This window comes from Chryseobacterium sp. WX, assembly GCF_029542485.1.
In the GTDB taxonomy this organism is placed as follows: Bacteria; Bacteroidota; Bacteroidia; order Flavobacteriales; family Weeksellaceae; genus Chryseobacterium; species Chryseobacterium cucumeris.
This window is the reverse complement of sequence record NZ_CP120710.1, coordinates 2,241,174-2,256,843: the sequence shown is the minus strand read 5'-3', so window position 1 is coordinate 2,256,843 and position 15,670 is coordinate 2,241,174. Positions and strand designations below refer to the sequence as shown.

General features: G+C 35.3%; 12 protein-coding genes. 6 read left to right on the top strand and 6 right to left on the bottom strand.

The window, feature by feature from the left end:
- Positions 1-15: 15 nt before the first annotated feature.
- The 5 genes from PZ898_RS10115 to PZ898_RS10095 form a co-directional block, all read right to left on the bottom strand.
- Positions 16-1,671, bottom strand: coding sequence for a serine hydrolase (locus PZ898_RS10115; protein ID WP_277695427.1), 1,656 nt, complete (start codon positions 1,669-1,671; stop codon positions 16-18).
- Between the two features lie 96 nt (positions 1,672-1,767).
- On the bottom strand, positions 1,768-2,682 hold the full coding sequence (locus PZ898_RS10110) for a response regulator transcription factor (protein ID WP_277695426.1): 915 nt from the start codon (positions 2,680-2,682) through the stop codon (positions 1,768-1,770).
- A 167-nt stretch (positions 2,683-2,849) separates the two neighbouring features.
- Positions 2,850-3,689, bottom strand: a complete 840-nt coding sequence (locus PZ898_RS10105) for an SDR family NAD(P)-dependent oxidoreductase (protein WP_120232091.1) — start codon at positions 3,687-3,689, stop codon at positions 2,850-2,852.
- Between the two features lie 246 nt (positions 3,690-3,935).
- Positions 3,936-4,742, bottom strand: coding sequence for an AraC family transcriptional regulator (locus tag PZ898_RS10100; RefSeq protein WP_062673930.1), 807 nt, complete (start codon positions 4,740-4,742; stop codon positions 3,936-3,938).
- Complete coding sequence (locus PZ898_RS10095; RefSeq protein ID WP_062673932.1) at positions 4,739-5,668, bottom strand: helix-turn-helix domain-containing protein; 930 nt, start codon at positions 5,666-5,668, stop codon at positions 4,739-4,741. The genes PZ898_RS10100 and PZ898_RS10095 overlap by 4 nt, the downstream gene beginning before the upstream one ends.
- Positions 5,669-5,858: 190 nt before the next feature.
- Between PZ898_RS10095 and PZ898_RS10090 the strand changes: the two genes are divergently transcribed.
- From PZ898_RS10090 to rpoN, 6 genes are all read left to right on the top strand, one after another.
- The gene (locus tag PZ898_RS10090) at positions 5,859-6,497 is read left to right on the top strand and encodes a hypothetical protein (RefSeq protein ID WP_062673935.1); all 639 of its coding nucleotides are present in this window, start codon (positions 5,859-5,861) and stop codon (positions 6,495-6,497) included.
- Positions 6,498-6,499: 2 nt separating this feature from the next.
- A complete protein-coding gene (locus PZ898_RS10085; RefSeq protein ID WP_120232088.1) occupies positions 6,500-7,573 on the top strand; it encodes a fatty acid desaturase in 1,074 nt (357 codons plus the stop codon).
- A 7-nt stretch (positions 7,574-7,580) separates the two neighbouring features.
- The gene (locus tag PZ898_RS10080) at positions 7,581-8,222 is read left to right on the top strand and encodes a hypothetical protein (RefSeq protein WP_062673939.1); all 642 of its coding nucleotides are present in this window, start codon (positions 7,581-7,583) and stop codon (positions 8,220-8,222) included.
- 156 nt (positions 8,223-8,378) lie between these two features.
- Positions 8,379-10,121 (top strand): helix-turn-helix domain-containing protein, encoded by a 1,743-nt coding sequence (locus PZ898_RS10075; protein ID WP_277695425.1) that lies wholly within the window; start codon positions 8,379-8,381, stop codon positions 10,119-10,121.
- 751 nt (positions 10,122-10,872) lie between these two features.
- Positions 10,873-12,321 (top strand): asparagine--tRNA ligase, encoded by a 1,449-nt coding sequence (gene asnS, locus PZ898_RS10070; protein ID WP_120232085.1) that lies wholly within the window; start codon positions 10,873-10,875, stop codon positions 12,319-12,321.
- Between the two features lie 159 nt (positions 12,322-12,480).
- Positions 12,481-13,944, top strand: a complete 1,464-nt coding sequence (rpoN, locus tag PZ898_RS10065) for an RNA polymerase factor sigma-54 (RefSeq protein ID WP_062673944.1) — start codon at positions 12,481-12,483, stop codon at positions 13,942-13,944.
- 107 nt (positions 13,945-14,051) lie between these two features.
- Here rpoN and PZ898_RS10060 read toward each other — a convergent pair whose 3' ends face one another.
- The gene (locus tag PZ898_RS10060; RefSeq protein ID WP_062673947.1) at positions 14,052-15,659 is read right to left on the bottom strand and encodes an AMP-binding protein; all 1,608 of its coding nucleotides are present in this window, start codon (positions 15,657-15,659) and stop codon (positions 14,052-14,054) included.
- Positions 15,660-15,670 lie beyond the last annotated feature (11 nt).

The window sequence follows — 15,670 nt, the reverse complement described above, 5'->3', positions numbered from 1 at the left end:
ATTACTCATTACTGATTATTCATTACTCATTTTTAAGGCGGGTAAAAGATAATCCTGTACTATTTTTTCAGATTGCTGGTGTGCGTAGGGCTTGTTGTAGGCTTGCGCTGTAATTACTATGACAACTGGTATCTGAGTGAAAATAATAATTTTATTTCCACCATTTCCACTGGATTGGAAAGCTTCATAACTTTTGTTTCCCACAGTATAAACTTTTTTCCAGAATAAATATCCATATCCTTCAAAATCAGGATTGTCTGTGAAGTAATTGGTGAAAGATTTCTGAATCCATTCTTTACTCAATAGGGTTTTTCCACTCCATACGCCATTATTTTGATATAATTGCCCGAATTTTGCAAAATCAAGTGCTTTCATGCGAAGTCCTCCTGCCAATGAAGGCTTTTGCTGGGGTGTAAACTGCCATTTGTAGTTTGTAATTCCAAGAGGTTGAAACAACTTTTGATGGGCATAATTTTTTAACCCCTGTGGAATAGTTTTATCCAGAATATCTCCGGATACTACTACTCCTGCTGTGAAATAACTCCAATTTTTACCAATGGGATTTTCCGTCATAGGAAGATCCAGAGTAAACTTTACCCAATTTTCAGTAGGGTACATATTTTCTTCATTTCCGGGAGATTCGTAGTTCTCATCGTTTCCGTCAAACCCTGAACTCATTGTCAGTAAACTTTTGATAGTGACATTATCTTTTTGAGGAGAATAGTTTTTAAAGAGCTTCAGGTCATAAAATTCACTCAGTTTCTGGTTTTCACTTTTTAAATATCCTTCTTTAATAGCAATCCCCATTAAAGCTGAAGAAAAAGATTTTCCTACCGATCGTGTGTCCTGCAAAGAGTCTCTTCCGGATCCGTTGAAATATTCTTCTAGAAGAAGCTTTCCTTCTTTTATAATGACAATTCCGGTGATATTTTTGAACCTGTTCTCTGCAATTTTCTTATTCAGAGTTCTGATGCTTTCCGTATTGATTCTTTCCTGTGAAATATTCCAACCACTATTGGACTGAATAGGTTGAATGGCGATCTGCTGCTCTGTAGTGTTTTGAGCAGGAACCGTAAGATTGATTTGTCCTTCTGCAATGACTGATCCCGTTTGGATCGTAGAAGTATTGATATAAGGTCTGATTTCAATTTTTAAAATATGATTTCCTGCTGTCAGCGCATCAATTCCGTTATGAGCCATATAAAAATGCATCCATAAATACCTTCCCCAGGAATCTTCATTTTTGCTGCTGAGAAGAGGAATTCGTAAGCTGGTTTTGAATTTTTTATGGTCGGAAGTTCCCGCTCCTGTATTGAGATTTTCCTGATAAATAAGTTTTCCGTCTACATAAAATGAGAACTGATAATTTCCTTTTTTCAGCAGTTCATCCACAGAAAGAAGGGGTTCAAGCTGATGCAGATAATTAACCAGAGAGTTATCAAAGAAGGCATGAATACCAAGATCACCATTTTCCTGAAATATTGCAGAATTAAGAATATCCGAATCTCTCAGATTTTCCGTTGCTATGTTTTGGCTTAGAAAAACAATTTTTCCGGAATATTTTTTCTGAATTGGATTCTCTGTTTTTTCAACATTGATTATATCTTTTTTACTTTGTCCCTGATAGAAATAAAATGTGAAAATAAAGATCAATAATAGGATTGGTTTCATCTTAAAGAAGTATTTAAACAAAAATAATGAACTTCCTTATCACAAAATAGAATGAAATTAACATTGCTATTTTATAATGATCATTTCAAAGCAGTGCTAATTGAAAAGCTTTCTGAATTCTCCTGGTGACTGATTTGTTTTTTGCTTAAAAAGTTTGCTGAAAGACTGCGGATGCTCAAATCCCAGCTCATAAGCAATTTCACTTACGGATAAACTTGTAGTGCTTAATCGTTCTTTGGCAGATTCAATTAATTTATTCTGAATATGCTGTTGTGTATTTTGTTGGGTGTGAAGACGTAAAAGTGTTCCCAGATAATTGGGAGAAATATTCATCTGTTCAGCAATACACTTCACTGATGGAATCCCGTTTTCAAGGAGACTTCCGCTTTCGAAATATTGAGAAAGAATGTCTTCAAATTTGTATAACAATTCATGACTTGATTTTTTTCTGGTGAAAAACTGCCTTTCATAAAAACGGTCAGAGTAAACCAGTAATAATTCAATCTGGGCAATAATCAGTTCCTGTGTGAATCTATCGGTATTGGTCTGATATTCACGTTCAATGTTTTTAAAAATATCAACCAGGATTTTCTCTTCTTTATCAGAGAGGAAAAGAGCTTCTTTTACCTGGTAGCTGAAGAAGTCATACGATTTTATTTTTTTGGTTAATGAAGTATTCCACAGAAAATCGGGATGAATCAATAATAAAAATCCTGTAGGCTCTACTTCTACGTCCGGGTTGATTTCAAGACTTAAATATTGCTGCGGTGAAACAAAACAAAGCACTCCTGAATTAAAATCATATTGCTGGTGCCCGTAATTGAACTTTGGTGTGACATTTTTTTTCAAACCAATAGAATAAAAATTCTGAATCCACTTCAGTTCTTCATTTTCTACAACATAACGAACCTTGCTGTAATCGATCAAACTGATCAGCGGATGCTCAGGATTCGGAAGACTGCAGAAAGTATGAAAATCTGATATAGAATTAAAACGAACGGGTTGTTTCATATAACGAAGTTAATTGTTTTTATAGAAAGTATAATACATTTCAAAAAGTCTTCGGCTCAGCTCATGCAGACTTCTCTAAAATTTTATATTTAATCCATGCATATAAATTAAAACATTCAGTATTAGAAATGTCATCCTGAGCGGAGTCGAAGGATATGATTATCATATTAAATTGCAGTAGAAACAGTAAGACTTTCCCATTGCTCAGCGTCTTTCTTTAAAATATCAATTTTGTTATTGAGAAATTCTATGGTTCCTACCCCTAATAATAAATGGACCGGAGGATTTTTCTCTTTACTGATCTGGATCAGAACATCGGCTGCTTTTTCAGGATCATTAGGCTGGTTTCCATTGATTTCGTTAAGGTGCGCCTGTTCCGAATTTCTTGCAGCTTCATAAGCCTGAATAGGATTTGAAGGCGTTTTCACAGAATCTTTGGTTAAGAAATCGGTACGGAAATATCCGGGATAAACAACCGTAGCATGAACTCCGAAGTCTTTTACTTCCTCTGCCAGCGCTTCCGTAAATCCTGCAACGGCAAATTTCGTAGAACAATAGATTCCCCAGCCTGGAAAATTAGCAGAGTATCCACCAACAGAAGAAATATTGAAGATGTTTCCTGATCTTTGTTCACGCAGATAAGGCATGGCATTTCTGATCACATTTAAGGTTCCGAAAACATTCACTGCATAATTTTCTCTTGCCTCTTCATCTGTCAGTTCTTCCAGCGTTCCGATTTGTCCATAGCCTGCATTGTTGACCACCACATCAATGCGTCCGAAGTGATGAACTGTTTTTTCAATGGCAGATTTGATGTCATTATTGTCTGTGATGTTGGCGCTAAGCGGAAGAAAATTTTCTGAAGTTTCTCCGATGGTGGAGATCAGGGATTCAACAGTACGGCTAGTAGCTGCAACCTGAAACCCTTCGGATAGTAATTTTTTTACCAACTCGAATCCTAATCCTTTTGAAGCTCCTGTCACGAACCATACTTTTTTCGTTTCCATTTTTAAATATTTTTTTGTTTAAATGATGGTACAAAGATGGAAACTTACGAAAAGGTAAATGTAGCCGAATCGGGGAATGATGTATCCAAATCGTGAATGGTGTTATTTAACGCGTGTCATTCTGAATGAAATGTAATGAAGAATCTCAAACAATTGATGAATAACAAGATTCCTACCTTTTTAGAAATCGCAGATTGACCGTAGTCTATGACAAAATCCAAACCCCTCTTTAATTTCAAACAACTTTCAATGATTTTTTAGAAGATTTCTGTATTTCAGCGGTGTAATTCCTATATTTTCTTTGAAGCAGCGTGTAAAATGGCTTTGATCTGAAAAACCGCACCCTAATGCAATATCCGTTAAAGAATGGGATGAAGTGAGAAGTTCAAGAGACTTATTGAGTTTTAATTTTCTGAGATATTCACCCAGATTACAGTGGAAATATTTGTGAAAATCTCTGCTGAGATGAATAGGATGGATGTTCAGGGTTTTGGAAAGTTCTTTGAGATTAAGGCTTTCCGTAAAGCTTTCATGTAGAATTTCATTAATCTGACCTACCCATAAAGGTTTTCTTTCTGTGCTTTCTTTTTGATGGGTCAACTGGCTGAAAAGATGTAGCAATAGTTGATTAAAAGCCAGTTCAAGTGAAATATCATCACCTTTGGTTTCTTTGAACATCTGATAAACCAATAGTTTTAAAGCCGGATCTTTTATGTTAAAACTGCCTTCCACTTTACTTTTCTGAATATCAAACCGGTCAAACCAACTTTGCGAAAGCTCAATATGAAAGCCTCTTGTGAAAATATCCGGTTTAATATTATAATGCGGATCTTCCCAATGATGGTACAATAATGTTCCGGCAGAACAGTCGTAGGCTTCCTTTCTGTTTCCTTCCGTCATATTCCCCTGAAGAAGAAAAGTGAAATAAGCATTTTCATGATAATGCCAGTCTACATAAGAATGAGTATACTCCGTATCGGTGATGGTCAATCCTTCTAAATTGACCCTTTGATTGGTGTCTCCAAAATATTCGCCGTTACGAAGTGTATTCATGATAAATTTTGTTTTAATCGGTCAATCTGTTCATACATTTTATTAAAAAACATTTTCCTTTCTCTGTTTCCTGATTCATTAAGTGATCTGGAGTTCTTGATCTGATGCTCAAAATAGCTCAGCGAATCTTCACACGTTATTTTATCATTGGTCATCATATATCCGAACATGCTGAAAGGTACAAAAAAGGAACATTGTTCTTCATTTTTGAATAGAATAGCGTTGTTTAAAATGACTAAATCATTCACATAGATCTGAAAATTACTTTTTTCCAGTGTTTTAATTTCCAGTCCTACCAGTAACTTTTTCAGGTCTTCCAGAATAAGATCTGCATCATTCTTTTTCAATAATCCCATTTCATAATAAAACGAAATTTGTCTCAATGCACTCATAATGGTGGTATCATTCCAGATTTCCGTTACGTTTTGTTTGTCGTAAAGATCTTTCAGCATTTCATTTTTTACAGAATGATATTTCATTGTGAACTCGTCAAACGGACTTAAAAATTTATCCTGGTTCAACAAATTCATCCAGACATAAAACTTAAAACGAGACAGAACAGAATCTGAAATGGTATAGAAAAAAGGGATGTCTTTTGCGGAATAAAATACTTTGGAATTATTGATATTCTGAAAAACATTCAAAATCTTCAAGGAGTTCTCGAAATAGTTTAAAAGATCTTCGGTCGTTCTTACAGGTTGTGTTCTCTTAACGACTAATTGATTTTCCGTTCCCAGAAACTGATCCAGTGAGATCTGATAGTATTTGGCAAGCTCCAGAGCTTCCTCAAAACTGAACTTGGCTTTCAAAGAAGTCCTTCTGTGAGCCGCATCATAGCTGATATTAAGAATGTTGGCAATCTCGTCATTTAAAGATTTCTCCCCTATTTTTCTTCGGATTTCTTTCAGCAGAGCTTCCTGGTGCATAGTTTTGTGATTTTCACAAATGTAGTGTTTTTTGTGGAACCACTGAGAGTAACTTCCAGCCTCCTTCTTCAGGCTTTCAACCCGTATTTTGTGATTTTCGCAAACACGATGTTTTTTTTAATTTTTTTTCACATTCGGAACTGGAGTTTCTACGGATAATTTTGAACTGTAATTTTTAAAACAACGAGTTATGAAAACACGAATTATATTATTAACAGCAGTTCTTTTAGTCAATAGTCTGGTTTATGCATCAGATAATCTGAAAGTTGATTCTTTGAAACCAAGACTGATTGCAGCTTCACCTTCAAAGACTACCAGAAATGTCAACGGAATTTTATTTAAATATTTTGACGAGGAAGAATATTTTAAGCCTAAAAAAGTAAATGGCTTAGCCATGGGATTCAATTTTGTAGGAATTTTTCTTCCGCCATTAATGCTTTTCAATTTACAACCGCCAGTTAACGATGATTATGTAATTGTTCCCCGCGAAAAGATGAATACCATTAACGGACTTCAGCTGTCGCTTATTAACCTGGAACCCACTGTTACCAATGGTTTGGAGATTAATGTTTCAAGTAATGTCAATACGTATGCAGTGACTAACGGAATGTCTGTTTCTCCGTTTTTTAATCTGCATCATGAGATGAAAGGGGTTTCTGTAGCGCCATTGGCGAATATCGGGCAGAAATGCCGGGGAATACAGATCGGTTTGTACAATCAATGTAAGGATTTCCGTGGAATACAGATTGGAGGATGGAATGAGAACGGAAGAAGGAAACTGCCTTTGATCAACTGGAATTTTAAGAAACAGAAAGTAAATAAAAAGTGATTATGAAACCCAAAATCAGATTTAAAAAAGCAACCTCTTCTTTCTACTCGGAATTGCGTAAAGAGGTGGATCTATTGCTGACGGATGAAGTGATGAAAAAGGCCGGAAGATTGATGATCATAAAATTCCTGTTGTATGCTCTGGCCTTTCTGCTTCTTTATGCTAATCTTTTCAATCCTTATATATCAGATAAGAACTGGCTGGTAACTTTGAATTATATTGCTTTAGGACTTACCGGAATATTGCTGGCTTTTAATTGTGCTCATGATTGTGTGCACAATACATTCTCAAAGTATAAACAACTCAACAGGATTATTTACTATATCACTTTTAATTTGCAGGGCGTAAATGCAAGACTGTGGAGGAAGAGGCATATTGCTTCTCATCATGTGTTTCCTAATGTGGATGGCTGTGATGCTGATATCGATGATAATATTTTTTTGCGCTTGTCTGTACATCATCCCAAAAGAAGAATCCATGCCTACCAACATGTATATGCTACTGTGCTGTATTGTTTTTACACCTTGCATTGGATTATGATCAAAGATTTTATGTATGTAAGGAAGAAAGACCTGGCTAATCTCAGAAATCAGAAACATTCTATTCTATCTGTAGCAGAAGTTATCCTGCTAAAATTAGCTTACTTCGGCTATATGCTGATGTTGCCAGTGCTTTTTACAGATATTTCGGTCATGACAATTTTCATCTCTTTTATTATCATGCATGTGACCATTTCACTGTTTTTTGTTCTGACCCTGATTATTTCTCATCTGAGTCTTGAAACTGATTTCCCCCAGGCAGATGAAAATGGATATCTGCCATATGATTATTATGAGCATCAGTTAGCCGTCTCTCTGGATTATCATCCAACCTGCAGTTTTGCCAACTGGATTTTCGGAGGGTTCAATTCCCATGCGGCGCATCATCTTTTTCCAGGTTTGCCACACACAGTTTATACCATTATTACTCCTGCAATCAAAAAAGCAGCTGCCAGAAACAATTTTCCATACCATGAGAAAAGTATTGTGAATGCCGTGGCTTCACACTATCAATACCTGAAACAATTAAGTAAATAATCAAGCCATGAAAAATTATCAACTAATAGTATTTTTATTCCTGTTTTCAGTACGTATTTTTTCACAAAATACAGCAAATGACACAGTAAATACCCAAACAGAAGAGCCTTTTGATTATAAAAAATATTATGACTGTGATTTCGGAGAAGGAAATGTTTTGATTGTTGTTAAAAAAGGAAAGGAATTTACAGATCTTACAGATTTGAGAAAATCCGGGAAAGGTTTTGCTATTAAAATGGAAGCCATATACAGTATGGAATTTGCGGATGGTCAGAGATATGAATCAAGTGTGGTGAAAACTATTACACAGGATAGTATTTCGATCACGAATTTTTTCAATGAGAATGCTGCAAAGCTTGCAGGAAAGCCTTTTCAATTGATTACTTATCCTCTTTCATCTTTGAAATATATTCGTTTTATTAATGATCGGATGTTATCTCTGTACAGTAAAAAAAATATTCAGAAGGATTTTAATCTTATTGTAAAGAAAATGGATCAGGCTAAAATGTGTCCTGCAGTTCTTCAGTTTAAAGACAGAAATGGTGAAATGAAGGTATGTCATTTTTATCTGACCTCTCAAGGATATGATCTTCTTTATGAGAGCAATGGAAGAGTGTACTATCTGGAAGGTAAAGTAGAATGGAAATGATATTAGAAAAAAGTATAATATTCAGAATGTATTCACTTTTTATTGAATTATTATCCCGAATTTTAATAAAAATATGGATGAATACATGGAAAAAAAGCAAAAGGAGTGGTGGATCTACTGAAGAAAAATAATATTTTTGTAATATAGCTAGGATGAATGATGAAAATAAAATCTTTACTACTGTTTTTGATTATAGGGGTTGTGTTTTATCATGCACAAACCCTGAATATTAGAAAAAATTCTCTGGAAGAACGGACTTATGAGGAATTGGAAAAAGAATTCTACAACAGTCCTGCGGGAGAAATAAACAGTAAAAGTATTGCCGATTATTATCTTAAAAAGGCAAAATCTGAAAAAAACACCACTCAGATTGCTGAAGGATATGTAATGCTTCATTTTGCAGAAGACTTACCCAACGCATTAAAATACTTAGACAGCTTACAGTACATCACAAAAAGTTCCAAAGAAAATATCTATCCGGCGAGAATTTATTTGCTAAGAGGAAATTTATACTCTAAGAATGACAATCTTCAATCTGCATTCAATAATTATATCCTCGGACTGAAATATGCAAAAGAAAAAGGAAATAAGAGGCAGATTGCTATGGCCCATATCAGTATTGCCCACCTGAACAATTATATAGGAAAACATGCAGAGACAGCAAAAGTACTGAGACACTATGCTTATGATACAGATTATATGAATGAGGATGAGAAAAATTCTCTCAAACTGAATCTGGCAGATGCTTACATAGAGATCAATAAAATGGATTCTGCTTATGTACTGATAAAAGACGGGTTGCTGGATTCTAAAAAAAATAAAGATGTTTACCGATATCATCAGAATCTTGGGCTGCTTGGATATTATCATCTGCATTCCAGAAATTATCAGAAAGCCATTGATGGCTTATTGGAATGCGAAAAATATTTCTTTACAAATCATAATGGAAGTAAAAGAAACCAGAATTATACACTTTTGTATTTAGGAAAGTCCTATGCCGGACTTCAGGAAAAAGAAAAAGCCGTTGGCTTTTTCAGGAAAATAGATTCTCTGGTTCTTAAAACCAACTATATCTATCCTGAGCTGAGAGATGTATATACTTACCTTATTGATTATTATAAAGAAAACGGTGATAAGGAAAAGCAGCTGTATTATGTAGACCGTTTTTTAAAAGTAGATCAGGTGCTGGATATGCAGTTCAGGTATATTTCCAGAGAGCTTCCGAGAAGATATGATACTCCGGAACTTCAGCAGGAAAAAGAAAGCATAACCAATGAGCTTACGAAAAGAAAAAGTCTTTTCTATATTGTTTTAAGTCTTTTGCTGATTTCACATTTATTATTTATCAACGTTTATTTTAAATATAAAAAATCTGAAAAGAACTACAAGAAGATTGCCCAGGATCTTATTCAATCTGTTAATGAAAATAAAAGCGAAAAAAACAGAGATCCGGAAATTAAGAATGAAATTTCAGCAGTACCTGTTCAAACAGTCAGTACAGAAAATGTTGAGGACAAAATATCGAGAACTATTTCTGAAGATATTGCCCAGACTATTTTAAAAGAACTTGAAATATTTGAAAACAATGATCAGTTTTTGAATAAGGGTATCACATTGGGAAGTCTTGCCAAAAAAATAAAAACAAACTCAAAATATCTGTCAGAAATTATCAATACTTACAAAGGGAAAAACTTTGCAACCTATCTCAATGATCTTCGTATTGATTATGCCATCAGCAGACTGGCCAATGACAAAAAATTCAGGTCTTATAAAATTCCTTTTATCGCTGAAGAATTAGGATATAATAATGAACAGGCCTTCACTTTAGCCTTCAAAAAACGAACCGGAACACCACTTTCTATCTACTTGAAAGAAATTGAAAATATGTCTTTGAGTTAACGTTAAGTTGTTGATATTTAGTTTTTTATTGTTTATAAATTCATGTTTTTAGGTATATAAATTTATGAATCTATAAAGCATTCCCTTGTTTCATTCTTCCACATCCTGCATCTTTGCTTCAGGTAAAAACACAACCATTTATTTTGTATGTGCACAATACAAGATATCAGTTCCAAACTGTTGATCATAAAAAAAAAGCAAGTCGGGAATTGTATCATAAAAACTAATAATGAAGGAGAGGATAAAAACTAATAACCAAGAAAACTAAAATGTAAATCATGAAGTAATTGTTCAGAATTTAGAGATGTAAAGTGTAGTGATCATTTAAAAATCATTAAACAGTAAATCCGGTTAATCCGCCACACAGTTTAAAAGTATAGTATAGTCTAAAAATGGATGTATAACCCGGTAATTTACCACGAACTTATCACTTAAAAACTAATAACCATTTCAATAAAACTAATTCCATGAAAACTCAGAGTAAAATCATATTTTATTCTTTTTAAAAGTGATAGTGTAAGTGTGTTTATTCCGGAGGTATTCCGGATATTGTTGAAGTTCAGGACAATATTGAGTGGAAATGTAACCCTGAAATGCAGAAGATTTTGCAGAAGAAAAAAGGTGAATTTCCTGAACGGAGAGTTTAAATACCTGTTAAATGATTTTTAAAGACAGCGCAATCATCAAGTTGCGCTGTTTTTTTGTAACTTTGCAGACATTAATTTTTATATAAAAAATTTATCATCAACAAATGAAAAAGCAAACGATCAAAGAAATCCTAAAGGATTACAAGAAAGTATTACATCATGACATTACAGTTTACGGATGGGTAAGATCCTTCCGTGCTAATCGCTTTATTGCGCTTAATGATGGTTCTACGATTAATAATTTGCAGATAGTTGTTGATTTCGAAAATTTTGATGAGGCTATTCTTAAGAATATCAGTACAGCTTCTTCCCTGAAAGTAGTAGGAGAAGTGGTGGAAAGCCAGGGAGCAGGACAATCTGTGGAAATTATCGCTAAAAAGATCATTATTTTAGGAGATAACTTTACAGAAGAACTTCAGAGTACAATTCTTCAGCCTAAGAAACACAGCCTTGAGAAACTTCGTGAGCAGGCTCACTTAAGATTCAGAACAAACCTTTTCGGAGCGGTGTTCAGAGTGCGTCACGCAGTAAGTTTTGCAGTTCACTCATTCTTCAACCAGAACCAGTTTTTCTATATCAACACACCGGTAATTACAGGTGCAGATGCGGAAGGAGCGGGTGAAATGTTTGGGGTAACCAACTTTGATCTGAACAACATGCCAAAAACTGAGGAAGGTGAAATTGATTTTGCACAGGATTTCTTCGGTAAGAAAACAAACCTTACCGTTTCAGGACAGCTTGAAGGAGAAACTGCAGCAATGGGATTGGGAAGAATTTATACTTTCGGACCTACTTTCCGTGCTGAAAATTCTAACACAACAAGACACCTTGCCGAGTTCTGGATGATTGAGCCGGAAGTAGCATTCAACAACCTTGAAGATAACATCGACCTTGCGGAAGATTTCTTAAAATATGTGATCCAGTATGTATTGGATAACTGCAAAGATGATCTTGAGTTCCTGGACAACCGTTTTGCGGAAGAACAAAAGACAAAACCGGAAAAAGAAAGAGCAAAAGAAGGTCTTATCGAAAAACTTCAGAATGTAGTAGCGAAGCGTTTCAAGCGTGTAAGCTATACGGAAGCGATCGAAATTTTATTGAACTCTAAAGAAAATAAAAAAGGAAAATTTGTTTACCCTGTTGAAAAATGGGGAACAGACCTTCAGTCTGAGCATGAAAGATATCTTGTTGAAAAACACTTTGAAAGCCCGGTAGTATTATTTGACTATCCGAAAGAAATCAAAGCTTTCTATATGAAACTGAACGATGACAACAAAACCGTTGCTGCTATGGATGTTCTTTTCCCTGGTATCGGTGAGATCATCGGAGGATCTGAGAGAGAAGCAAGATTAGATGTTTTAAAACAGAAAATGGCAGATATGCACGTAGATGAGCACGAACTTTGGTGGTATCTTGATACCAGAAAATTCGGTTCTGTACCGCATGCAGGCTTTGGTTTAGGACTTGAAAGATTAGTTCTTTTCGTAACAGGAATGACGAATATCAGAGATGTAATTCCTTTCCCTAGAACACCGAAAAGCGCTGAATTCTAGAACAATAAAAAAAGCCTTAATCACAAGTTAAGGCTTTTTTTATTATTTAATAGTTTATTATATTAGGATAAGTAATGCAAAAATCATGCTAAATGTGTTTTTTATCAAATAAATTTATTAAATTCGTAGAATATGTTATGTTAAAACGCAAATAAGAATATGCTTAAACAACACTTACAACTTAAATTAGGACAGAAGCTGGCCCCTCAGCAGATCCAGTTGATGAAGCTTATTCAACTTCATACTCTTGAATTTGAAGAGGAGCTGGAGAGAGAGTTAGAAGAAAACCCGGCTTTGGAAATTGCAAAAGAGGATTCTAAGGAAGATGATTATTCTTCTCTGGAAGATGCTTATCAGGATGAGGGTACAGAAAGCATTGAAACAGATTTCGACGTCAATGAATATATCTATGACGATGAACCGAGCTATAAAACCGCATCCAGCAACTACTCTCCGGATGATGAAGAATTCGATAACGAGAGTCTTTTAACGGAAGGCCAGTCCTTATATGATTATCTTACAGAACAGATTCACCTGGTGAATATTGGTGATGAAGATCTGAAGATTGCAGAATACCTGATCGGAAATTTAGATACAGACGGATATCTGAGAAGAGAGATCAAATCTATTGTTGATGATCTTGCTTTCTCACAGGGAATTTATACTACTAAAGAAAGAGTAGAGGATATCCTTGAAAATTATGTTCAGAAACTGGATCCGCCAGGAGTAGGAGCAAGAGGTCTGCAGGAATGCCTTTTACTACAGATTGAAAAGAAAGTAAGCTCAGATAAAGCAGTTTCTCTGGCAGCCAATATCTTAAGACATCAGTTTGAAGCTTTAACGAATAAGCATTATAACAAGATCATTCAGAAATATGATATTGAAGAAGACGATCTGAAAGATGCTCTGGATGAGATCTCAAAACTTTCTCCTAAAGTAGGTGGAAACTTTGATACACAGACGATTACCATTAATCAGGAAATTATTCCGGACTTTGTCATTCAGGTGAAAGACGGGCAGGTAATCCCTATGCTGAACAGCAAGAATGCACCTACACTAAGAGTTTCTGAAGAATATAAAGATATTCTGACTACCTATTCCCATGATAAGAATTCATCGGAACACAAGCAGGCTGCTTTATTTATCAAGCAAAAACTGGATGCAGCAAAATGGTATATTGATGCCATTAATCAGCGCCAGAATACCTTATTACAAACGATTACAGCCATTGTAAAATTTCAGAAGGATTATTTCATCACCGGTGACGAAAAGTCTCTGAAACCAATGATTCTGAAGGATGTTGCAGATATTACAGGTTTTGACATCTCTACCATTTCAAGGGTGGTAAAAAGTAAGTATGCAGATACACCTAATGGGATTGTATATCTTAAAGATCTGTTCTCAGACAGTTTAACAAATGACGATGGAGAAGAAGTTTCTACAAAGGAGATCAAAACCCATCTTCAGGAAGTTATCAGTAAAGAAAATAAGAGAAAACCACTTACAGATGATGCATTAGTAGTCATTCTGAAAGAGCAGGGTTATAATATTGCCAGAAGAACGATTGCAAAATATCGGGAACAGCTCAATATTCCTGTCGCGAGGTTAAGAAAAGAACTTTAACAATATAAAAAAGCATTTCAATTTGAAATGCTTTTTTTATCATAAGTAAAAATGGGATAGCTATTTATCATTTTACCTTTTTAAGTTAATCAGCTCAGTTTTACATTTTACAGCCCCAGCTCCTTCATAGAAATTTCCCGCATTTCAACCTTTCTTATTTTTCCGGAAATAGTCATTGGGAATTCATCTACGAATTTCCAGTATTTTGGAACTTTATAATGGGCAATTCTTCCTTTGCAGTATTCCTGTAGTTCTTCAGCAGTGATGGTAAATCCTTTTCTCACTTTTACCCATGCCATTACTTCTTCTCCGAATTTTTCACTGGGAACACCAATGATCTGGACATCAAGAATGTTGGTATACGTATATAAAAAATCTTCAATTTCCTTAGGTGAGATATTTTCTCCACCACGAATGATCAGATCTTTTATCCTTCCTGAAATGGTAATATAGCCGTCTTTATCCATTACTGCCATATCTCCGGTGTGCATCCAGCGGGCATCATCCAATACTTTCCTGGTGTTTTCAGGATCATTCCAGTACTTTAGCATGACGGAATAGCCTCTGGTACAAAGTTCCCCATGCTCCCCACGTTTTAAAGTTCTGCCACTTTCATCAATGATTTTTATCTCAAGGTGATCCTGAACCGTTCCTACGGTGCTGACCTGTTTTTCCAGCGGTGTTCCTATTAAAGTCTGAGTAGATACAGGTGAAGTTTCTGTCATTCCGTAGCAGATACTCATTTCTTTAATATTCATCAGATTTTCCACTTTTTTCATGATTTCGGGAGGGCATACAGAGCCCGCCATAACACCGGTTCTTAAGCTTGAAAAATCATAGGTGTCAAAATCTTTTACTGCCAGTTCGGCAATAAACATCGTAGGTACTCCATACAAAGAAGTACATTTTTCATCTGAAACAGCTTTTAAAGTAATCTCCGGATCAAAACTGTCATTCGGAATTACCATACAGGCTCCGTGAGCTGTGCAGCACATATTTCCGATGACCATCCCAAAGCAGTGGTAAAAAGGTACAGGAATGCAGACGCGGTCTTTCTCAGTATATTTTAGTCTGATCCCAATAAAATAACCGTTATTGAGAATATTATGATGGGAAAGAGTAACCCCTTTCGGAAAACCGGTAGTTCCGGAAGTATATTGAATATTAACAGGATCATCAAACTGTACATGCTCTTCAAAACTGTGAAGCACTTCATCCGAGATTTCCTGTCCGTTATTCACAAACTCTTCCCAGTTTTCATCAAAGAATATTTCGTGATCAAGGGTTGGGCATACTTCTTTCGCGTATTCAACCATCTCTTTATAATTGCTGGTTTTAAAGCTTAAAGAAGAAAAAATAAAACGAACTTCAGACTGATTGAGGACATAAGTCAGTTCATGAGTTCTATAGGCCGGATTGATATTCACTAAAATAGTTCCTATTCTTGCAGTTGCATACTGCAAAAGTACCCATTCATAGCGGTTAGATGACCAGACTCCGATTCTGTCGCCCGCTTTTGCTCCTAAAAATAATAAAGCTTTTGCAACGGCTGTTGTTTGATTATAAAATTCCTGATAAGTAGCTCTGTAATCCTGATGAACGCAGACTAATGCTTCCTGATGGGGATATTTTTCGACAGTATTTTTAAGATTGGCTCCGATGGTCTGGCCTAATAATGGAACCTCAGAAGTTCCATACACATAAGATAAGGGCATAGTTTAAGATT